The 20,388-nt window shown below is 73.3% G+C and carries 17 protein-coding genes; 13 read left to right on the top strand and 4 right to left on the bottom strand.

Annotation, left to right across the window (positions count from 1 at the left end):
* The first annotated feature begins 32 nt into the window (after positions 1–32).
* Complete coding sequence (locus tag GA0070564_RS18295; RefSeq protein WP_245670102.1) at positions 33–626, top strand: PadR family transcriptional regulator; 594 nt, start codon at positions 33–35, stop codon at positions 624–626.
* A gap of 21 nt (positions 627–647) precedes the next feature.
* Here GA0070564_RS18295 and GA0070564_RS18290 read toward each other — a convergent pair whose 3' ends face one another.
* Positions 648–1,583 carry a LysR family transcriptional regulator gene (locus GA0070564_RS18290; protein ID WP_091609883.1) on the bottom strand — a complete coding sequence of 312 codons (936 nt, stop codon included), beginning with the start codon at positions 1,581–1,583 and terminating at the stop codon, positions 648–650.
* Between the two features lie 35 nt (positions 1,584–1,618).
* Between GA0070564_RS18290 and GA0070564_RS18285 the strand changes: the two genes are divergently transcribed.
* The 7 genes from GA0070564_RS18285 to GA0070564_RS18255 all read left to right on the top strand — a co-directional run bounded on the left by GA0070564_RS18285 (position 1,619) and on the right by GA0070564_RS18255 (position 9,977).
* Positions 1,619–2,350, top strand: a complete 732-nt coding sequence (locus tag GA0070564_RS18285; protein WP_176730731.1) for a succinate dehydrogenase cytochrome b subunit — start codon at positions 1,619–1,621, stop codon at positions 2,348–2,350.
* A 2-nt stretch (positions 2,351–2,352) separates the two neighbouring features.
* Positions 2,353–4,287 carry a fumarate reductase/succinate dehydrogenase flavoprotein subunit gene (locus GA0070564_RS18280; protein WP_088970780.1) on the top strand — a complete coding sequence of 645 codons (1,935 nt, stop codon included), beginning with the start codon at positions 2,353–2,355 and terminating at the stop codon, positions 4,285–4,287.
* Complete coding sequence (locus GA0070564_RS18275) at positions 4,284–5,045, top strand: succinate dehydrogenase/fumarate reductase iron-sulfur subunit (protein ID WP_091609882.1); 762 nt, start codon at positions 4,284–4,286, stop codon at positions 5,043–5,045. Before GA0070564_RS18280 ends, GA0070564_RS18275 begins: the two co-directional genes overlap by 4 nt.
* A gap of 599 nt (positions 5,046–5,644) precedes the next feature.
* Positions 5,645–6,829: a zinc-dependent alcohol dehydrogenase gene (locus GA0070564_RS18270; protein ID WP_091609881.1), complete on the top strand. Its 1,185-nt coding sequence runs from the start codon at positions 5,645–5,647 to the stop codon at positions 6,827–6,829.
* Positions 6,826–7,860, top strand: a complete 1,035-nt coding sequence (locus GA0070564_RS18265; protein ID WP_091609880.1) for an SDR family NAD(P)-dependent oxidoreductase — start codon at positions 6,826–6,828, stop codon at positions 7,858–7,860. The genes GA0070564_RS18270 and GA0070564_RS18265 overlap by 4 nt, the downstream gene beginning before the upstream one ends.
* 126 nt (positions 7,861–7,986) lie before the next feature.
* Positions 7,987–9,129 (top strand): MBL fold metallo-hydrolase, encoded by a 1,143-nt coding sequence (locus GA0070564_RS18260; protein WP_091609879.1) that lies wholly within the window; start codon positions 7,987–7,989, stop codon positions 9,127–9,129.
* 137 nt (positions 9,130–9,266) lie between these two features.
* On the top strand, positions 9,267–9,977 hold the full coding sequence (locus GA0070564_RS18255) for a sugar transferase (RefSeq protein ID WP_091609878.1): 711 nt from the start codon (positions 9,267–9,269) through the stop codon (positions 9,975–9,977).
* Between the two features lie 33 nt (positions 9,978–10,010).
* Here GA0070564_RS18255 and GA0070564_RS18250 read toward each other — a convergent pair whose 3' ends face one another.
* Complete coding sequence (locus tag GA0070564_RS18250; protein WP_091609877.1) at positions 10,011–10,655, bottom strand: acetyltransferase; 645 nt, start codon at positions 10,653–10,655, stop codon at positions 10,011–10,013.
* Positions 10,656–10,816: 161 nt separating this feature from the next.
* On the opposite strand from GA0070564_RS18250, the gene GA0070564_RS18245 reads away from it, so the two are divergent.
* Positions 10,817–12,010, top strand: coding sequence for a glycosyltransferase (locus tag GA0070564_RS18245; RefSeq protein WP_091609876.1), 1,194 nt, complete (start codon positions 10,817–10,819; stop codon positions 12,008–12,010).
* On the opposite strand, the gene GA0070564_RS18240 is transcribed toward GA0070564_RS18245, so the two are convergent.
* On the bottom strand, positions 12,007–13,518 hold the full coding sequence (locus tag GA0070564_RS18240) for a deoxyguanosinetriphosphate triphosphohydrolase family protein (RefSeq protein ID WP_091610322.1): 1,512 nt from the start codon (positions 13,516–13,518) through the stop codon (positions 12,007–12,009). The genes GA0070564_RS18245 and GA0070564_RS18240 overlap by 4 nt on opposite strands.
* A gap of 148 nt (positions 13,519–13,666) precedes the next feature.
* On the opposite strand from GA0070564_RS18240, the gene GA0070564_RS18235 reads away from it, so the two are divergent.
* On the top strand, positions 13,667–16,198 hold the full coding sequence (locus tag GA0070564_RS18235) for a Tex family protein (RefSeq protein WP_091609875.1): 2,532 nt from the start codon (positions 13,667–13,669) through the stop codon (positions 16,196–16,198).
* A gap of 111 nt (positions 16,199–16,309) precedes the next feature.
* Positions 16,310–16,744, top strand: coding sequence for a hypothetical protein (locus GA0070564_RS18230; protein WP_091609874.1), 435 nt, complete (start codon positions 16,310–16,312; stop codon positions 16,742–16,744).
* On the opposite strand, the gene GA0070564_RS18225 is transcribed toward GA0070564_RS18230, so the two are convergent.
* Positions 16,656–17,717, bottom strand: coding sequence for a DUF389 domain-containing protein (locus GA0070564_RS18225; RefSeq protein WP_091610319.1), 1,062 nt, complete (start codon positions 17,715–17,717; stop codon positions 16,656–16,658). The genes GA0070564_RS18230 and GA0070564_RS18225 overlap by 89 nt on opposite strands.
* A gap of 181 nt (positions 17,718–17,898) precedes the next feature.
* Between GA0070564_RS18225 and GA0070564_RS18220 the strand changes: the two genes are divergently transcribed.
* Both GA0070564_RS18220 and GA0070564_RS18215 read left to right on the top strand, forming a co-directional pair.
* The gene (locus GA0070564_RS18220; protein ID WP_342672561.1) at positions 17,899–19,038 is read left to right on the top strand and encodes a DegT/DnrJ/EryC1/StrS family aminotransferase; all 1,140 of its coding nucleotides are present in this window, start codon (positions 17,899–17,901) and stop codon (positions 19,036–19,038) included.
* A gap of 89 nt (positions 19,039–19,127) precedes the next feature.
* Complete coding sequence (locus tag GA0070564_RS18215) at positions 19,128–20,360, top strand: glycosyltransferase family 4 protein (RefSeq protein ID WP_091609873.1); 1,233 nt, start codon at positions 19,128–19,130, stop codon at positions 20,358–20,360.
* Positions 20,361–20,388: the final 28 nt, after the last annotated feature.

Here is a 20,388-nt window from a genome sequence, read left to right as displayed (position 1 = left end):
TGAGCAACGTCCGGTGACCGTAAACTGCGCTGGTGGCCGCTCCCCGCCGATCCGTACTCGCCGTCGCCGTGCTGTCGATGCTGCTGGAGGAGCCGATGCACGCGTACCGGATGCAGCAGCTGATCAAGGAACGACGCAAGGACGACGTGGTCAACGTCAGCCAGCGCACCAGCGTCTACCAGACCATCCAGCGCCTGCTGCGCGACGGACTCGCCGAGGTGGCGTCGGTCGAGCGCCCGGACAACCGCCCCGAGCGCACCACGTACCGGATCACCGAGCAGGGCCGTACGACGTTGCACGCCTGGCTGACCGCCATGCTCTCGGCGCCCACGCCGGAGTACGCCGAGTTCCCCGCCGCGCTGTCGTTCCTGCCGAACCTCTCCCCCGCCGAAGCGCTCGCGGCCCTGGACACCCGGATCGTCCACCTCGAGGAGCGGAACTCGGCCCTGGACGCCGAGATCGCCGAGGTGGTCTCGTTCCTGCCACCCCTGTTCACCGTCGAGTCCGAGTACCAGCGGACGGTGGTCCAGGCCGAGCTCAGCTACGTGCGCGGCCTCGTGACGGAGCTGCGGGCCGGGCGGATCACCTGGCCGTTCGTCGACGGCCGACCGGTCTGGGACGGCTGAGACCACCACCCGCGGCCCTCGTCACGGGCCGAGCGGCTCGACTCCGGGCGGCAGATCCCCGCCCGCCGTGGCGTCGTGGACGTACTCAAGCAGGATGCGGCGCAGTTCGCGCCCGGCGTGGGTGGGGACCACGTCGCGGCGCCGGGCGACGGCGATGGTGCGGCGCACGCCGGGCGGGGCGAGGCGGGTGACCCGGACGCCGGGGCGGCGGGCCACCACGATGCCGGGCACCAGGGCGACGCCGAGACCGGCCTCGACGAAGCTCAGCACCGCGTCCATCTCGCCGCCGTCGACGGCGAGGGTCGGCTCGAAGCCGGCGTCCCGGCAGGCCTGGAGGGTGGCGTCGCGCAGGTCGTAGCCCTCGCGGAACATCACCAGGGGCTGGTCGCGCAGATCGCCGATCCGCAGCTCACCGGTGCCCTCGGCGGCGGGCAGCGGCTCGACCGAGGCCACCACCAGGCTCTCCCGCAGGATCGCGTCGGCGCGCAGCCCCGGGTCGCCACCGCTGGACGGCATGATGATCAGGGCCAGGTCCAGGTCGCCGCGGAGCAGGTCGCGGACCAGGTCCTGCGAGCCGCCCTCGACCACCCGCAGGTCGACGGTCGGATGCGCGTCGCGGAACCGGCGCAGCACCGGCGGGGCCAGCGAGGTGGCCAGGCTGGGGGTGGCGCCCAGCCGGACCCGGCCGCGGCGCAGTCCGACCAGCTCCTGCACCTCCCGGGTGGCGGTGTCCACGTCGGCGAGGATCCGCTTGGCCAGCGGCAGCAGCACCTCGCCGGCCGCGGTGAGGGCGATGTTGCCCCTTACCCGTTCGAAGAGCGGGGCCCCGAGGTCGGTCTCCAGGGCGTGAATTTGCTTACTCAACGAGGGCTGGGTTATGCCCACGAGGTCGGCAGCTTGGGTGAAATGTCGTACTTCTGCGACCGCGACGAAGTACCGGAGCTGATGGAGCTGCATCTACATAGCCTATGGCTATCAAGACTGCGAGGTCGATGCATTGGACGACTGATCAAACTGCTCCTAGCGTCGGTCCTGTGGTAATCACGAAAACTCGGTCGCCCATCCGTTCGAACGTCGGCCTGAAGGCCGTCATGGCGGTGACGGGCATCCTGCTGGCGCTGTTCCTCATCGTGCACATGCTGGGGAACCTGAAGATCTTCACCGGCGAGACCTCGTTCGACCACTACGCGCACTGGTTGCGGGGCATCGGCACGCCGCTGCTGCCCGAGACCTGGTACCTGTGGATCCAGCGAGCCGTGCTCACCGGCGCCGTGGTCGCGCACATCGTCGCCGCCACCGTGCTGGCCCTGCGCGCCCGCGCCGCCCGCCCGGTGAAGTACGCCCACCGCAAGAAGGTCAACGGCAGCTACGCCGCCCGGACCATGCGCTGGGGTGGGGTGATCATCCTGCTCTTCGTGATCTACCACATCCTGGACCTGACCACCGGTCACCTGAACCCCCAGGGCGACCCGAGCAACCCGTACGGCAACGTCGTCGCCGACTTCGCCCCGGAACGCTGGTACGTCACGCTCTTCTACACCCTGGCGATCGTCACGGTCGGCTTCCACCTGCGCCACGGCGCCTTCAGCGCGTTCCGCAGCCTCGGACAGCAGACCCCGAAGGGCGAGCGCCGGGCGCGTACCGCCGCGCTGGTCTTCGCCGTGGCGCTCTGCGCCGGCTACCTGGTGGTCCCGTTCGCCGTACTCACCGGATTGGTGTCCTGACCATGGATCTCTACACCGAGGGCGACCCGATCGCCGACACCAGGGCCCCGGAGGGGCCGATCGAGAACCGCTGGGAGACCCGCCGGTTCGAGGCGAAGCTGGTCAACCCGGCCAACCGCCGCAAGATGACGGTGATCGTGGTCGGCACCGGCCTGGCCGGCGGTTCGGCCGCCGCGACCCTCGCCGAGCAGGGCTACCGGGTCAAGTCCTACTGCTACCAGGACAGTCCGCGCCGGGCGCACTCGATCGCCGCGCAGGGCGGCATCAACGCCGCCAAGAACTACCGCAACGACGGCGACTCGGTGCACCGGCTCTTCTACGACACCGTCAAGGGCGGCGACTTCCGCTCCCGGGAGTCGAACGTGCACCGGCTGGCCGAGGTGTCGGTGAACATCATCGACCAGTGCGTCGCCCAGGGCGTCCCGTTCGCCCGCGAGTACGGCGGTCTGCTGGACACCCGCTCGTTCGGTGGCGCGCAGGTGCAGCGCACCTTCTACGCCCGGGGCCAGACGGGCCAGCAGTTGCTGCTCGGCGCGTACCAGGCGCTGGAGCGGCAGATCGGCCTGGGCAACGTGGAGATGAACGCCCGGCACGAAATGCTGGAGCTGGTCATCGTCGACGGCAAGGCCCGCGGCATCGTGGTCCGTGACCTGGTCACCGGCGAGATCAGCACCGAGATGGCCGACGCCGTGGTGCTCGCCTCCGGCGGCTACGGCAACGTCTTCTACCTCTCCACCAACGCCAAGGGCTGCAACGTCACGGCCACCTGGCGGGCGCACCGCAAGGGCGCGTACTTCGCCAACCCCTGCTACACGCAGATCCACCCGACCTGCATCCCGGTCTCCGGCGACCACCAGTCGAAGCTGACCCTGATGAGCGAGTCACTGCGCAACGACGGCCGGGTCTGGGTGCCGAAGGCCAAGGGCGACGACCGCAACCCGAAGGACATCGGAGAGGACGAGCGGGACTACTACCTGGAGCGGATCTACCCCTCCTTCGGCAACCTGGTCCCCCGGGACATCGCCTCCCGCGCCGCGAAGAACGTCTGCGACGAGGGGCGCGGGGTCGGCCCGACCAAGCTCGGCGTCTACCTCGACTTCGCCGACGCGATCGGCCGGCTCGGCCGCAAGGCCATCGAGGCCAAGTACGGCAACCTCTTCGAGATGTACGAGCGGATCACCGGCGAGGACCCGTACGAGGTCCCGATGCGGATCTACCCGGCCGTGCACTACACGATGGGCGGCCTCTGGGTCGACTACGACCTCCAGTCGAGCATCCCCGGCCTGTTCGTGATCGGCGAGGCGAACTTCTCCGACCACGGCGCGAACCGGCTCGGCGCCTCGGCGCTGATGCAGGGCCTCGCGGACGGCTACTTCGTGCTGCCGAACACGCTGGCCAACTACCTGGCCTCCGGCCCGCTGGAGAAGGTGGAGCCGAGTCACCCGGAGGCGGTCGCCGCCCGCCGCGACGTCGAGGACCGGATCGCCCGGCTGCTGGCCGTCGACGGTGACCGCACGGTCGACTCGTTCCACCGCGAGCTGGGTCAGATCATGTGGGAGCACTGCGGCATGGAGCGCTCCGACGCCGGCCTGCGCAAGGCGATCGACCAGATCCGGGCGCTGCGCGACGAGTTCTGGCAGCGGGTCAAGGTGCCGGGCGACGGCGAGGGGCTCAACCAGTCGCTGGAGAAGGCCGGCCGGGTGGCCGACTTCTTCGAGCTGGCCGAGCTGATGTGCATCGACGCGCTGCACCGCGAGGAGTCCTGCGGCGGTCACTTCCGGGCCGAGCACCAGACCCCGGACGGCGAGGCCCAGCGCGACGACGACCGGTTCGCCTACGTGGCGGCCTGGGAGTACGGCGGCCCGAGCGAGCCCGTCCTGCACAAGGAAGACCTGAAGTTCGAGTACGTCCACCCCACGCAGCGGAGCTACAAGTGAACCTGACCCTGCGCATCTGGCGCCAGAACGGCCCCAACGACAAGGGTCGGATGGTGACCTACCAGGTCGAGGACGTCTCCCCGGACATGTCGTTCCTGGAGATGCTCGACGTGCTCAACGAGCGGCTGATCCTCCAGGGCGACGAGCCGGTCGCGTTCGACCACGACTGCCGCGAGGGCATCTGCGGCATGTGCGGTCTGATGATCAACGGCGACGCGCACGGGCCGCAGCGCGGCACCACCGCCTGCCAGCTGCACATGCGGCAGTTCCGCGACGGCGAGACGATCGACATCGAGCCGTGGCGGGCCCGCGCCTTCCCGGTCATCAAGGACCTGGTGGTCAACCGGGGCGCGTTCGACAAGATCATCGCCGCCGGTGGCTACATCACCGCGCCGACCGGCAGCGCCCCCGAGGCGCACTCCGTGCCGGTGGCCAAGGCCAACGCGGACGCCGCCTTCGAGTCCGCGGCCTGCATCGGCTGCGGCGCCTGCGTGGCGGCCTGCCCGAACGGCTCCGGCATGCTCTTCACCGCCGCCAAGATCACCCAGCTGTCGCTGGTCCCGCAGGGCCAGCCGGAGCGGTACACCCGGGTGATCGGCATGGTCGACGCGCACGACGAGGCCGGCTTCGGTGGCTGCACCAACGCCGGTGAGTGCACCGCGGTCTGCCCGAAGGGCATCCCGCTGAACACCATCGGCCGGCTCAACCGCGACTACCTCGCGGCGACCGCGAAGCGCGGGGACACCCCCGGCGCCTGACGCCGCCCGACCGTCCTGACCGCCGGCCGCCGCGCCCCCTGGGGCGCGGCGGCCGGCGGCTTCGTACCCGGGTGTGGCAACCGGTCCAGCACAGGCCTCGATCCGGCGGGCTGCGGTCCGCGCTTCGAGGACGGCGCGCGAAGAATCACCACGACCACTCTCCGTACGGAAGCTATGGCGCCCTCCCCTGATCACCCAGGGCGACCCTCGCCGGGCGGCCGCCACCCCCGCCGTGCGCCTTTGCTCTGCTGCCGCCGGCGCAACACCACCCTGAGCAGGGTTTCCTCTCGTCACCTCGACCGACCAGGCTGCCATTCCGCTGACGGTGAGTAAGTGTTGCGTGGGATACAGCAGAGCAAAGGGGCCCGGACCGGACCTCGGCGGCGGCGCGCGGCTGACCGTTGGTGACCGGCCGGTCGAAACCCTCGACCAGCGAGGCGGGCGGTTCCGGCGAGGCGCCGGCCGCACGGGCCGGTGGACGGCGCCGCCCACCCTACGCGGAGGATGCCGGCCGCGCCGGGAACGTGACCTACCCATCGGTTCAAGCCCGTCATCCCGGGTAGCAGTCCCATGGACGGCACCGAGAGGGGAATTCCGGCATGAAGGCACTTACCTGGCAGGGCAAGCGCGACGTACGGGTCGAGGAGGTCCCCGACCCCCGCATCGAGGAGCCGACCGACGCGATCGTCCGGATCACCTCGACCGCGATCTGCGGCTCCGACCTGCACCTGTACGAGGTGCTCGGCCCGTATCTCAAGCCCGGCGACATCCTCGGCCACGAGCCGATGGGCATCGTCGAGGAGGTCGGTTCCGGGGTGAGCCGGCTCAAGCCCGGCGACCGGGTGGTGATCCCGTTCAACATCTCCTGCGGCGACTGCTGGATGTGCAAGCGGCAGCTCTACGCCCAGTGCGAGACCACCCAGGTCACCGCGGAGGGCAAGGGCGCCTCGCTGTTCGGCTACACCTCGCTCTACGGTTCGGTCCCCGGCGGGCAGGCCGAGTTCCTGCGGGTCCCGCAGGCCCAGTTCGGCCCGATCAAGATCCCCGAGGGCGGCCCGGACGAGCGCTACCTCTACCTCTCCGACATCCTGCCCACCGCCTGGCAGGCGGTGAAGTACGCCGACACCCCGACCGGCGGCACGCTGGCCGTGTTCGGCCTCGGCCCGGTGGGTCAGCTCTCCGCCCGGATCGGCCGCCACCTCGGCGCCGGCCGGGTGATCGGCCTGGACCTGGTTCCGGAGCGGCTGGAGATGGCCCGCCGGCACGGCATCGAGACCCTCGACGTGAGCCAGCTCGACGACGTTCCCGGCGCGCTGATCGACCTCGTGGACGGGCGTGGCCCGGACGCGGTCATCGACGCGGTCGGCATGGAGGCGCACGGCGCCCCGCTGGGCAAGGTCGCGCAGACCGCCGCCGGGCTGCTCCCCGACAAGCTGGCCCAGACGATGACCGACAAGGTGGGCGTGGACCGGCTCGTCGTGCTCAAGGCCGCCCTCAAGGCGGTCCGCCGCGGTGGCACCGTCTCGATCTCCGGCGTCTACGGCGGCGAGGCGGACCCGATGCCGCTGATGGAGATGTTCGACCGGGGCATCCAGCTGCGGATGGGGCAGTGCCACGTGCGCCGCTGGACCGACGAGATCATGCCGCTGCTCGCGGGCGACGACGACCCGCTGGGCGTGGAGGACCTGCGGACCCACCCGGTGCCGCTGGAGCAGGCGCCGCAGGCGTACGAGATGTTCCAGAAGAAGGAGGACGGCTGCGTGAAGGTCGTGCTCGCGCCGTGAGCCGGGTCGTGGTGATCGCCGGTGCGACCAGCGGCATCGGTCGCGCGGCCGCCCGGGAGTTCGCGGGCCGCGGGGACCGTCTGGTCCTCGCGGCCCGCTCCCCCGAGACCCTGGCCGAGGTACGCCGGGAGTGCCGCGACGCCGGCGCGGAGGTCCGGGACGTGCCGACCGACGTCACCGAGCCCGGCGCGCTGGACGCCCTCGCGGCCACCGCGCTCGCCGAGTTCGGCCGGATCGACGTCTGGGTGCACACCGCCGCGGTGATGGCGTACGGGCGGTTCGAGGACGTGCCGGCGGAGGTCTTCGATCAGGTGGTCCGCACCGACCTGCTGGCCGCCGCCGGGGCGGCCCGGGTGGCCCTGCGGCACTTCAAGCAGGCCGGCGGCGGCACGCTGATCCTCACCGGGTCGGTGCTCGGGCACGTCACCGCGCCCTACATGAGCGGCTACGTGGCCAGCAAGTGGGGGTTGCAGGGGCTCACCCGGGCGTTGCAGCAGGAGGCCCGCGAGCTGCCCGGGGTGAACATCTGCCTGGTCAACCCGGGCAGCGTGGACACCCCGGTCTACCAGCAGGCGGCGAACTACCTGGGCCGGGTCGGCCGGCCACCGCTGCCGATCACCTCCGCGGAGCGGGTGGCCCGGGCCATCGCGCACTGCGTCGACCGGCCCCGCCGGGAGGTCTCGGTGGGCCGGGCCAACGTGGTCATGCGGGTCGGCTTCACCGTGCTGCCCGGCGTCTACGACGTGCTGGTCGGGCCGCTGATGCGGCTGGCCGGGCTCTCCCACCGGCCGGTGGAGCCGCACGACGGGGTGGTGTTCACCCCGAACCCGGCCGGCGAGGCGGTCAGCGGTGGCTGGCTGCCCGACCTGTCCGGGCTGGCCCGGTCGGTGGGCGGCTTCGCCGCGTCCCGGGGCGGCCGGGCGGCCCGGTCGCTCGGCGGCTCGGCGCTGGCCGGTGGCACCCGGGCGGCGAAGGCGGTGGGCGACTCGGCCACCGCCGTGAGCGCGGCGCTGCTGCGGCGCGACGGCTGACCGGCGTACGCCCGCGGGGCCCCGGTCCTCCCACCGGGCGCACGGGACCGGCGGGCCCGGCTCGCGGGCGGACCGGGCCCGGGGTGACTACCGTGTACGGCGGGACACGGCGGAGAGGGCGGCGGGATGGGCGCGGAAGCGGAACGGACGGTCGAGCGGGCACTCGGCGGGCGGCTGTGGCGGATGGCGGGGCTGGCCGCGGTGGCCGGGCTGGCCTGGGTGGCCCGGGACGTGCCGGCCCAGCTCGGTGGGCGGCTCGCCGGCGCCCGGGCGGAACGGGCGGCCCGCTCCCCCCGGTTCTCCGACGGCACCTTCCACAACCGCGCCGACACCCGCACGATGGTGGCCGACCCGGGCCGCAACGTGCTCCGGGAGCTGCTCTTCGGCAAGCAGAAGCGGCGGCCCACCGCGGCCGTGCCGCTGCTGCGCCCGGCCGGCCCGCCGGCCGACGGCACCGACCGTGAGCTGAGCATCGTCTGGTACGGCCACGCCTCGGCGCTGATCGAGATCGAGGGACGCCGGGTGCTGGTCGACCCGGTGTGGAGCGAGCGCTGCTCCCCCTCGGCGACGGTCGGCCCCCGCCGCATCCACCAGCCCCCGGTCCGCCTCGACGAGCTGCCGCCGGTCGACGCGGTGCTGATCTCCCACGACCACTACGACCACCTCGACATGGCCACGATCCAGGGCCTCTGCGCGAACCAGTCCGCGCCGTTCCTGGTGCCGCTCGGCGTGGGCGCGCACCTGGACCGGTGGGGCGTGCCGGCGGAGCGGATCATCGAGCTGGACTGGTCGGAGAGCCACAAACTGGACGGCCTGACCGTCACCGCCACCCCCGCCCAGCACTTCTCCGGCCGGGGCCTGCGCCGCGACGGCACGCTGTGGAGCTCGTGGGTGGTGGCCGGGGCGCACCGGAGGGTCTTCTACACCGGCGACTCCGGCTACTTCGACGGGTACGCGGAGATCGGCGCCGAGCACGGCCCGTTCGACGTCACGCTGATGCAGATCGGCGCGTACGACCGGGCGTGGCCGACCATCCACATGTTCCCGGAGGAGGCGGTCGCCGCCCACCTCGACCTGCGGGGCGGGCTCTTCGTGCCGGTGCACTGGGCCACCTTCAACCTGGCCCTGCACGACTGGGCCGAGCCGGTGGACCGGCTCTGGGCGGAGGCGAAGGCGCGCGACGTCCGCCTGGCGGTGCCCCGCCCCGGCGAGCGGGTGGTGGTCGACGATCCGCCCGCCGTGGACGGTTGGTGGCAGTCGATCGCCTGATCCGGCGGCGTTCCGGGGCGTGACGGCGGTCCGCGGTGCGCCACGAAACGCGAACGAGTATCTAAAATCCACATAAGTCCGCTTTGGTGAGGCAATTCGGTTTACCCTGTCCGCTGACGTGTCGGCGGGAGGACCGAATGGGCGTACCCATCTGCTCGATCGTGGACGACCGGAGTGCCGGGCGGCCCGGCACCGGCGGTGGCGGACCGCTGGGCGCGGCCGCCAAGCGCGTCCTCGACCTGACCGTGGCCATGGTGGCGCTGCTGCTCGTGGCGCCGCTGATCGCGGTGGTGGCGGTGGTGGTGCTGGTCGCGATGGGCAGGCCGGTGCTGTTCCGCCAGGTCCGGATCGGACGCCACGGCGAGCCGTTCACGATCCTCAAGTTCCGGTCGATGGCCGTCGGCCCGGACGCGGGCGCGGCCGGCGACGCGGCCCGACTGACCCGGCTCGGTCACTGGCTGCGGACGACCAGTCTGGACGAACTGCCCAGCCTCTGGAACATCGTCCGGGGCGACATGAGCCTGGTCGGCCCCCGCCCGCTGCCCACGCGCTACCGGTTCCGCTACACCAGGGAGCAGTTCCGCCGGCACGAGGTCCGCCCGGGACTGACCGGCCTGGCCCAGGTCAACGGGCGCAACAGCCTGACCTGGGAGGAGAAGTTCGCCTTCGACGTGTGGTACGTCGACCACCAGAGCCTGCTCCTCGACCTGCGGATCATCGCCCGGACCGTGTCGACGGTGCTGCGCCGGGAGGGCATCAGCGCGCCGGGCAGCGCCACCGCCCAGGACTTCCTCGGCCCGGCCCGGCCGGGGCGGGCGACCAGGGACGAGATCAGCGTCGCCTCCTGAGACCCGGACCGGACCGCGCCGATCGGTCGCGGGTCAGCGGGCCGGTACGCCCTTCACGACGACCGCCTCCGGCACGTCCCGCACCACGCAGGCCCCCGCGCCGACGGTCGACCCGGAGCCGATCGTCAGGCCCTGCACCACCGCCGCGTTCGTCCCGATCATCACGCCGGACCCCAGCCGGCAGTTGCCGGAGACCGCGGCCAGCGGGTTCACCGAGACGAAGTCCCCGAGGACGCAGTCGTGGGCGACCGTCGCGTTCATGTTGACGTGCACGTGCCGGCCGAGCCGCACGTTCGTCGTCACCCGGGCGCCGGCCGCCACGACGAGCCCCTCGTGGAACTCGCAGTCCCGTCCGACGTCCGCGCAGGGGTGGACGAGGCTGGCCGCCGGCAGCCCGTACCCCCGGATCCTGCCGTCGATCTCCCGGCGCACCGCCGGGGCGCCGATACCGAGGACGACGTGGGTGTCCTCGGGTTGGTCGGCGAGCGCGCCGATCGGGCCGAGGTACGCGACGTCGAGTCGCTGGATCCGCTTGAGGTCGGCCTCGCCGGGGCGGTCGTCGACGAAGCCGACGACCCGCCAGCGGACGTCCGCGGCGGCCCGGTTGATCGCGTCGGCGATGCCCAGCACCTCCCGGCCGTGTCCGCCCGCACCCACGATCACCAGATCCAGCGCCATCCGCTCCACCTTCCGCTTCGCCCGGCATGTCAACCACGGTAGAGGCTGGTCGGGCCCTATATTTGGCCATAAGCACCTAAAGGTGCAAATGTCTGAGAGGTACGGCGACCGGCCAGGTTGCCCGGTCCCGGCCCCGGCACGAAGGGCTCCGGCGAACACCGATGAGAATCGCTCTGCTCCTGAAGACCAACGAGGGCGGGCTGTGGGTCGTTCCGCAGCTGGAGGAGCTTCGCCGGCGCGGACACGAGGTGCTGGCCATCCTGCCGCCGGGCGACGGACGCCTGACCCGGGAACTGCGCCAGCGCGGCTTCCCGGTGCTCCCCTCGCCGTTCTCGTTCGGCTTCGCGCCGAGGTGGGCCACCATCCGCGGCCTGCTCCGGCTGCGCCGGCTGCTGCGCGGGGTGCGGCCGGACGTCGTCCTCTACCACCTCTACGCCTCGGCGCTGGCGGCGCGGCTCACCACCCTGGGCCGCCGGCTGCGGCGGGTGCACATGGTGGCCGGCCCGCTCTACCTGGAGTCCCCGCTGATCCGCCGGGCCGAACGGGCACTGTGGCGACTGGACACGGTGACCGTCTGCGGCGCCCGCTTCACCTCCGAGTTCTACGGCCGCCTCGGCTGCCCCCCGGCACGCCGGCCCGTGGTGCCCTACGGCACGGACACCGACCGCTTCGCGCCGCCGCCGGACCGGGACCACCGGGAGCGGCAGGCGAAGGCACGAGCCGAGCTGGGCCTGCCGCCGGCCGCGTTCGTGGTGATCATGGTGGCCTACGTCTATCCGCCCCGACGCCTCGTCCACCAGGGCATCGGCATCAAGGGCCACGACGTCCTCCTGGCCGCCTGGGGGCAGTTCTCGGCCCAACGGCCCGACGCGCACCTGCTCCTGGTCGGGGCCGGCTGGGGCGAGGCCGGCGAGGCGCACCGGCACGCCCTGCTGGACCGGTTCCGGGTGGCGGAGAACCCCTCGGTCAGCTGGCTGACCTCGGTCTCCGACGTACGCCCCTGCTATCTGGCCGCGGACCTCAGCGTCGCGCCGTCGATGTCGGAGAACCACGGCTCGGCGCTCGAGGCCGGCGCGATGGGTGTGCCCAGCATCGTCAGCGACGCCGGCGGGCTCCCCGAGACCGTCGACGCCCACAGCGGCTGGGTGGTCCCGCGCGGGGACGTACCCGCGCTGCTCTCCGCCCTGCTGCTCGCCCACGCGGAATGGAGCAGCGGCGCGCTGGCCGAACGCGCGCGACGCAGCCGGCGCCGGGTCGTCGAGCGGTTCGACAGCCGGGACGCGGCCGTCGCGCTGGCCGACGTGATCGAGGCGGCCGTGACGCCGGAGCCGGCGCGACCGGCGGTCCGTCCCTAGAGCACGAAGGCGTCGGTCCAGAGCGCGCCGGAGCGGCCGGACAGCGCGTCCTGCATGGCCACCGCCTGCCCGTCGGTGAGCTGGGCGACGAAGTCGACGATGGCCCGCCCCCGGGCCTTGCCGATCCGGTCCGGGGTACGCGGGTGCAGCTCCGCCTCCGCCAGCTCCACCAGGTCGTGCAGCCGGCGCGGTAGCCGGGACGACTCCTCCGGATCCAGCAGCCACTCCCACAGCGCCTCGACCAGGGTGCCGAGCAGCCGGGCCTGGCCGCGCTGGTGCAGGGCCAGGTCGGGGCGGGCCAGCACGAACCGGTGGTGGACGAACTTGAGCACCTGCACCTCGTGCCACTGGGCGTCGGCCAGCAGCACGTGCCCGGAGCGGACGTTCGGGTCGGTGGTCACCCGGATCGACTCGACGAACCGGGTGGACCAGCGGGCGGAGAAGCGGGCCACGTACTGCTCGGCCTCGATCGAGCCGTCGAACGGCGAGGCGAGCAGCCCCTCCACCAGCTCCTGCCGGACGTGTTCCACGGCGGCGGCGAACGCCTCGTCGTCGGCGACCCAGGCGTCCTTGCGGTGCAGCTGGCGGCGCAGCCGTTCGATCGCCGCGCCCGGCCGCCGGCCGCCGGAGTCCAGGCCACCGTCGGTGGCGGTGCGGAGGTGCCCGACGTCGCGCTGCCAGGCCATCAGCTCGGCGGCCACCGCACCCTGCTGGAGCACCCCGACCCGGTAGAAGTCCTCCACGTCGTGGATGGCGTACGCGATGTCGTCGGCGGTGTCCATGATCGACGCCTCGACGGTCTGCTGCCAGTCGGCGATCCGCCCGGCGAACGGCTCCCGGGCCTGCCGCAGGTCGTCCAGCTCGGTGCGGTACGCCCCGAACTTCGACGAGCCGCTCTCCGGGTCGTCCGGAGGCGGGGTCGCGCCGCGCGGCGGCGGGTCCATGGTGCGCGGGTGCGGGTCCGGGTGGTCCAGCCGGGTCCACGGGTACTTCAGCATCGCCGCGCGGACCGCCGCGGTGAGGTCGAGCCCGGTGGTGGCGGCGCCCCGGATCTCGGTGCTGGTGACGATCCGGTACGACTGCGCGTTGCCCTCGAACCCGTCGGTGAGGCCGAGCCGCTGCCGGGCCAGCCGGTCCAGGACCCGCTCCCCCAGGTGCCCGAAGGGCGGGTGCCCGAGGTCGTGGGCGAGGGCGGCGGCCTCCACCACGTCCGGGTCGCAGCCGCCCAGCTTCTCCAGGACGCCCCGGACCTCCTCGTCGGCGGTGAGCCGTTCGGCGATGGCCCGGGCCACCTGCGCCACCTTGAGGCTGTGGGTGAGCCGGTTGTGCACCAGCAGGCCGGAGCCGCCCGGACTGATCACCTGGGTGACGCCGTTGAGGCGGGCGAAGAAGGGTGACCCGACGATCCGGTCCCGGTCGGCGCGGAACGGGCCGGTGGCGAGGTCGCCGAGCGCCCGGGCGCTGCCGCCGAAGAGCCGTCGGGCCCGCGGATCCGCAGGTTGTTCCATGATCGCCACGATAGCCGGACGGCGTGCGCCCTCGGTCGCCGCCGCTGTTAACAAGGGGCCCTTGTACAACGCCAGGCGTTAAGAAGGGGCCCCTCCTTGCATGCGGCAGAATCGGGCACGGAACCCAGAGCGAAGGCGGATCAAGATCGTGACCCAGTCTGTTCACCAGCGCATCGCCGACGAGCTCGGCGTCGCCGAACGCCAGGTGCGGGCGGCCGTGGAGCTGCTCGACGGCGGTGCCACCGTGCCGTTCATCGCCCGCTACCGCAAGGAGGCCACCGGCCTGCTCGACGACGCGCAGCTGCGCACCCTCGAGGAGCGGCTGCGCTACCTGCGCGAGCTGGACGAGCGGCGGGCCGCGGTGCTGGAGTCGATCCGCGGTCAGGGCAAGCTCGACGAGGCCCTGGAAGCGCAGATCATGGCGGCCGACTCGAAGTCCCGGCTGGAGGACATCTACCTGCCGTACAAGCCCAAGCGGCGGACCCGGGCGCAGATCGCCCGCGAGGCCGGGCTGGAGCCGCTGGCGGACACCCTGCTGACCGACCCGACGCAGGATCCCCGGGGCGCGGCTGCCGGGTTCGTGGACGCCGACAGGGGTGTAGCCGACGCCGCCGCCGCGCTGGAGGGCGCCCGGCACATCCTGATCGAACGGTTCGCCGAGGACGCCGACCTGATCGGCACGCTGCGCGAGCAGATGTGGTCGCGGGGCCGGCTGGTCTCCCGGGTACGCGACGGCCAGGAGGCCGCCGGCGCCAAGTTCGCCGACTACTTCGACTTCGCCGAGCCGTACCCGAAGCTGCCCTCGCACCGGATCCTGGCGATGTTCCGGGGCGAGAAAGAGGGCGTGCTCGACCTGACCATGGACCCGGAGGCCGAGGGCGACTCCGACGCCGTGGTCACCGGCCCGACCCGCTACGAGGCGGCGATCGCCGGTCGTTTCGGCGTCACCGACCAGGGGCGGCCGGCGGACAGGTGGCTGGCGGACACGGTGCGCTGGGCCTGGCGTACCCGGATCCTCATCCACCTCGGCGCGGACCTGCGGATGCGGCTGTGGCAGGCGGCCGAGGAGGAGGCGGTGCGGGTCTTCGCCACCAACCTGCGCGACCTGCTGCTCGCCGCGCCGGCCGGCACCCGGGCCACGATGGGCCTGGACCCGGGCCTGCGCACCGGGGTGAAGGTGGCCGTGGTCGACGCGACCGGCAAGGTGGTCGCCACCGACACGATCTATCCGCACGAGCCGCGCCGGCAGTGGGACGCCTCCGTCGACACCCTGGCGAAGCTGGCCGGGGCGTACGGCGTCGAGCTGGTCGCCATCGGCAACGGCACCGCCAGCCGGGAGACCGACAAGCTCGCCGCGGACCTGATCAAGCGGCACCCGGAGCTCACGCTGACCAAGGTGATGGTCTCCGAGGCCGGCGCGTCGGTCTACTCCGCCTCCGCGTACGCCTCGCAGGAGCTGCCCGGCCTGGACGTGTCGCTGCGGGGTGCGGTCTCCATCGCCCGCCGCCTCCAGGACCCGCTCGCCGAGCTGGTCAAGATCGACCCGCGCTCGATCGGCGTCGGGCAGTACCAGCACGACCTGTCCGAGGTGAAGCTCTCCCGGTCGCTGGACGCGGTCGTGGAGGACTGCGTCAACGCGGTCGGCGTGGACGTCAACACCGCCTCCGCGCCGCTGCTCACCCGGGTCTCCGGCATCGGCGCCGGGCTGGCCGAGAACATCGTCCTGCACCGGGACGCCAACGGTCCGTTCCGCACCCGCTCCGAGCTGAAGAAGGTGGCCCGGCTCGGACCGAAGGCGTTCGAGCAGTGCGCCGGCTTCCTGCGCATCCCCGGCGGCGACGACCCGCTGGACTCCTCCAGCGTGCACCCCGAGGCGTACCCGGTGGTGCGGCGGATCCTGACCAGCACCGGGCAGGACCTCCGCTCGGTGATCGGGAGGTCGGCGATCCTGCGCGGGCTGCGGGCCACCGACTTCGTCGACGAGAAGTTCGGCCTGCCCACCGTCACCGACATCCTGGCCGAGCTGGAGAAGCCGGGCCGCGACCCGCGGCCGGAGTTCCGCACCGCCACCTTCGTCGAGGGGGTGGAGAAGATCGGCGACCTGACGCCGGGCATGCTGCTGGAGGGCGTGGTGACCAACGTGGCCGCGTTCGGGGCGTTCGTCGACGTCGGCGTGCACCAGGACGGCCTGGTGCACGTCTCGGCGATGTCGCACACCTTCGTGAAGGATCCGCGCGACGTGGTGAAGTCCGGCGACGTGGTCCGGGTCAAGGTGCTCGACGTGGACGCGGCCCGCAAGCGGATCTCGTTGACCCTGCGGCTGGACGACGAGCCGGCCACGGACGGCGGCCGGCCCGCGGCCGGCGGTGGTCGCCGCGAGCGCGCCCCCCGACCGGACCAGGGCGCCGGCGCCCCCGGCGCGGGTGGCGGCGACCGCGGTACGCGCGGCGGCCCCCGGGCCGGGCAGGAGGGCTCGCGCGGCGGGCAGGGCGGCTCGGGCTCGCGGGGCGGGCAGGGCGGCGCGGGCTCGCGCGGCGGGCAGGGCGGCTCGGGCTCGCGCGGCGGGCAGGGCGGCGCCGGGGGTGACCGCGGTGGTTCCCCGCAGCGCCAGGGTCGGGGCGCGCCCGCGCCGGCCAACAGCGAGATGGCGGAGGCGCTGCGGCGCGCCGGGCTCGCCTGAGCCCAGCCCGCCCCCGGCGGCCCGCTGGGGCCGTCGGGGCGGGCCCGGCGAGGCGCCGGCGGGGAGCAGCCGCCGTGACGCGGCCTTCGCCTCGCGCGTACCGTCGGGTGCGTGGGTGAGGACGACGGCCGCGAGTGGCGGGAGCGGCAGCGCCACGCGGTACGCGCGCACGCCGAGGCGCAGGAGCGGGCCCGAGCCGCCGAGCAGGCGGAGGCGGCCGAGCTGGTGGCCCGGTTCGCCGCCGAGGCGACCCGGCGCGGCCTGCCCACCACCCGGCTGTCCGCCTCGTCCTACGACGGTCGTGGGCGCTACCGCACCCGGTTGACCGGCTGGTACCTGGACCGGGCCCGGACGCGGGCGGTGGATCCCGCGGGCCGGTTCTACCTGCTCCTGGTCCCCGCCGGCCTGCGCGCCCGGCTGTTCGGCGCCGACCCGCGGCCGGCCCCGGCGCCGCTGGTCATCGGGCAGGGCGGCCGGGACGGGGACTCGGTTCCGCTGCGGGATCTGCTGGATCGCCGGCTCGCGGCCGGGGACGACCCGGACTGACCCCGGAGCCGGGCCGCGCGCCACGCTCACCCCCCAGTTGCCGGCGGACCCGGCGGTCCACCGATCGCCACCACAGCTGCTGGGTGGCCAGCGTGGCCAGCCCGGCCAGCACGATGGCGCACAGGTTGATCAGCAGTTGGAGCGCCGAACCGGCCGCCTCGTGCCAGACCCGGTACGCGACGGCCACGGCGACGTTGGCCGCCGCCGGCACGGTGGTGACCGAGATGAGCACGCCGACCAGTGAGCCGGACTTCTTCGAGGTCAGCGAGAGCATGCCGGCGATCCCGGCGAGGATGCCGACCACCCAGGACAGCGCGTCCGGCCGCCAGATGAAGTCGGTCAGTGGCCGCTCGGCGAGCAGCATCTCCCGGCTGACCAGGCCCGCGGCGTCCAGCGCCCAGGTGCTGACCACCGTCGCCACCGCCGCCGCCAGGAAGCCCACCGCGAGGGCCTTCACCGACTGGACGGCGACCCGGCCCTTACGGCGCAGCAGCGCCACGCAGAGCGCCGCCAGGGGCCCGAACTCCGGCCCGACCACCATCGCGCCGACGATGAGGATGGGCTGGTCGAGCAGGACGCCGATGCCGGCGATCATGGTGGCCACGACGATCAGCACCAGGAAGGTGCCGGAGAGTTCCGTCTGCTCGCCGGTCTTGGCCGCGACCTCGTCCCAGACCACGGCGTCCGCGCCGCTGCCGGGGGCCTCCTCGGCGGCCCGGTCCGCCGAGGCGGAGAGGGTCAGTTCCACGTCGTCGGCGGAGATCCCGCCGCGCGCCTCGACACCCAGGTCCTGAAGGCCGCGCAGCACCTCGTCGGCGCGTTCCCGGACCACGTCGCAGAGGATCAGGTCACCGGCCGGCTGGCGGGCCACACCGGGCAGGACCACCAGGTGCGTGACGCCGGGATCGGCGGCGAGCAGGTCGGCGGCCGCCTCGGAACGGTCCGTCGGGGTGATCACCCGCAGATGCAGCACGGTCCCCACTCCCCTCGGGCCCGGGCACGCCCCCACGGCCGGCAGGAGAGTAACAGCCGACGGCGCGCGGACCCGTCGCGCCCGGTGACCGCCGCCGCGCCCCCGCGTCACTCAAGGGACATCCGGCGCGTTAGCACCATGTGTATCCGAACCGACCTGCCATGACGGGGTGGAGACGCCGGTGACCGTGACCCGCCGTATCCACCTCTCGGCACCCGACATCGGCCCCACCGAGGAAGCGGCCGTCCTGCACGCGATCCGCTCGGGTTGGGTGGCTCCGGCCGGCCCCGACCTGGACGCCTTCGAGCGGGAGGTCGCGCTGCGGGTGGGCAGCGGGCACGCGGTCGGGGTCAGCTCCGGCACCGCGGCACTGCACCTGGCGCTGCTGGGTGTCGGCGCCGGGCCGGGCACCGTGGTGATCGTCCCCACGCTGACCTTCGCCGCCACCAGCAACGCCGTCAGCTACACCGGAGCCGAGCCGGTCTTCGTCGACTGCGTCCCGGGCACCGGGAACCTCGACGTCGACCTGCTGCCGGAGCTGTTCGACCAGCTCCGTGCGGAGGGCCGCCGGGTGGCGGCCGTCCTCGCCGTCGACCTCAACGGCAGCTGCGCCGACTACGCGCGGCTGGTCCCGCTCTGCGCGGAGGCCGGGGTGCCGCTGATCGAGGACTCGGCCCAGGCGATCGGCGCCACCTACCGGGGACGGCACGCCGGCACCTTCGGCCGCCTCGGCGTCTTCTCCTTCAACGGCAACAAGATCATGACAACTTCCAGCGGCGGGATGCTGGTCTCCGACGACGCCGACCTGATCGCCCGGGCGCGCTGGCTCTCCACCCAGGCGCGGGAGCCGGTCGCCCACTACGAGCATCGCGAGATCGGCTACAACTACCGGCTCAGCAACCTGCTCGCGGCCCTCGGCCGGGCGCAGCTGCGCCGCCTCGACGGCATGATCGAGCGCCGGCGGGCCCTGCGCGAGCGCTACGCCAAACTCTTCTCCGCCGCACCCGGCACCCGGATCCTCGGCGACGGGGACCCGGGGTCGAACTGCTGGCTGACCTCGATCGTGGTGGACCCGGACAGCGCCGGCTGGCGGGTCGGGCAGCTGGGCGAGCACCTGGCCGCGCACGACATCGAGTCCCGCCCGATGTTCAAGCCGATGCACCGCCAACCGGTGCACGCGCACCGGCGCGCGGTGGTCACCGGCGCGGCGGACACCCTCTTCGCCACCGGACTGTCGCTGCCCAGCGGTTCGGGTCTCAGCGCCGAGAAGAGGGATCGGCTGTTCGACGTCGTCGAACGGTTCCTCGTCCGCAACGGCTGACCGGTGGCACGTGGGGGGAACCGGCCGAGCCCCGAGACCGTGGAGGCCGGTCCTGACGGGCCGGGCCGGAAGGCAGGGAGAACGCTCAGGTGAGAGTCGTCGTCACGACCGAGTCCCGGTTCAGTCGGACCCCCGACGGCCGGGTGTGGGTCCCGCACGTGCCGGACTACCGGATCTGGCAGCGGTACCTGACCGCCTTCGACGAGGTCCGGGTGGTGGCCCGGGTACGCGACCGGTCGACCACGGTCGAGGGCATGTTGCCGGTCGACGGGGACGGGGTGACGGTGCACCCGGTGCCGTACTACGTCGGTCCGCGGCAGTACCTGCAACGGTTGTCGGCCGTCCGTCGGGCGATCGCCGAGGCGGCGCGCCCCGAGGACGCGGTGATCCTGCGGGTACCGTCCACCCTGGGCTCGATGCTGGCCGGTCAGCGCCGCCGGCAGGGCGCCCGCTACGCGGTGGAGGTCGTGGGCGACCCGTACGACGTCTTCGCCCCCGGGACGTCCGGCCACCCGCTGCGGCCCCTGCTGCGGAGGCGGTTCGCCGCCCGGCTGCGTCAGGAGTGCGCCTCGGCGGCCGCCGCGTCGTACGTCACCGAGGCCTACCTCCAGGACCGGTACCCGCCGTCGCCGGACGTGCCCACCGCCGCCCTGTCGAGCGTCGACCTCCCCCCGGAGGCGTTCGTGCCACGGGCGCGCAACGCCGTTGACCGCCGGACCGGGGTGCCCGTGCTGGTGACGGTCAGCGTCATCGAGCAGATGTACAAGGGGGTCGACACCCTCGTCACGGCGGTGGCCGAGCTGCGGGACGCCGGCGTCCCGGTCCGGCTGGTCCACGTCGGGGGTGGCCGGCTGGAGCCACGGGTCCGCCGCCTGGCCGGCGCGCTCGGTGTCGACGACCGGGTGGTGTTCGTCGGGACCGTACCGCCGGGTGCGCGACTGCGCGCCCACCTCGACGACGCCGACCTGTTCGTCATGCCCTCCCGTACCGAGGGGCTGCCCCGGGCACTGATCGAGGCGATGGCGCGGGGGTTGCCGGCGCTGGGCACCCGGGTGGGCGGCATCCCGGAACTGCTGGCCCCCGAGGATCTGGTGCCGCCGGACGACCCGCGGGGGTTGGGCCGGGCGATCGCCGGGATGCTGCGCGACGCGGACCGGATGGCCGCCGCGTCGGCCCGCAACCTGGCCCGGGCCCGGGACTTCTCCCGCCAGTCCCTGACCCCACGGCGGGAGGACTTCTACCGGGCGGTGCGGGAAGCCGCCGGCGAAGCGCCGTCGGTGTGCCGGCTCCCGGTGGCAACCGTCGCCGATCACACCATTTGAGGCAGTTAGTCCGATACATTACTTTCGC

Origin of the sequence: Micromonospora mirobrigensis (genome assembly GCF_900091555.1) — a bacterium.
Lineage (GTDB): Bacteria > Actinomycetota > Actinomycetes > Mycobacteriales > Micromonosporaceae > Micromonospora > Micromonospora mirobrigensis.
The sequence above is the reverse complement of the archived record's forward strand: the minus strand, read 5'-3'. Positions and strand labels throughout refer to the sequence as shown.

Excerpts from the sequence above, each read along its gene's own strand:
- GA0070564_RS18290 (WP_091609883.1), bottom strand. The coding sequence starts at position 1,583 with ATGCAGCTCCATCAGCTCCGGTACTTCGTCGCGGTCGCAGAAGTACGA.
- GA0070564_RS18285 (WP_176730731.1), top strand. The coding sequence starts at position 1,619 with ATGCATTGGACGACTGATCAAACTGCTCCTAGCGTCGGTCCTGTGGTA.
- GA0070564_RS18280 (WP_088970780.1), top strand. The coding sequence starts at position 2,353 with ATGGATCTCTACACCGAGGGCGACCCGATCGCCGACACCAGGGCCCCG.
- GA0070564_RS18270 (WP_091609881.1), top strand. The coding sequence starts at position 5,645 with ATGAAGGCACTTACCTGGCAGGGCAAGCGCGACGTACGGGTCGAGGAG.
- GA0070564_RS18260 (WP_091609879.1), top strand. The coding sequence starts at position 7,987 with ATGGGCGCGGAAGCGGAACGGACGGTCGAGCGGGCACTCGGCGGGCGG.
- GA0070564_RS18255 (WP_091609878.1), top strand. The coding sequence starts at position 9,267 with ATGGGCGTACCCATCTGCTCGATCGTGGACGACCGGAGTGCCGGGCGG.
- GA0070564_RS18250 (WP_091609877.1), bottom strand. The coding sequence starts at position 10,655 with ATGGCGCTGGATCTGGTGATCGTGGGTGCGGGCGGACACGGCCGGGAG.
- GA0070564_RS18245 (WP_091609876.1), top strand. The coding sequence starts at position 10,817 with ATGAGAATCGCTCTGCTCCTGAAGACCAACGAGGGCGGGCTGTGGGTC.
- GA0070564_RS18240 (WP_091610322.1), bottom strand. The coding sequence starts at position 13,518 with ATGGAACAACCTGCGGATCCGCGGGCCCGACGGCTCTTCGGCGGCAGC.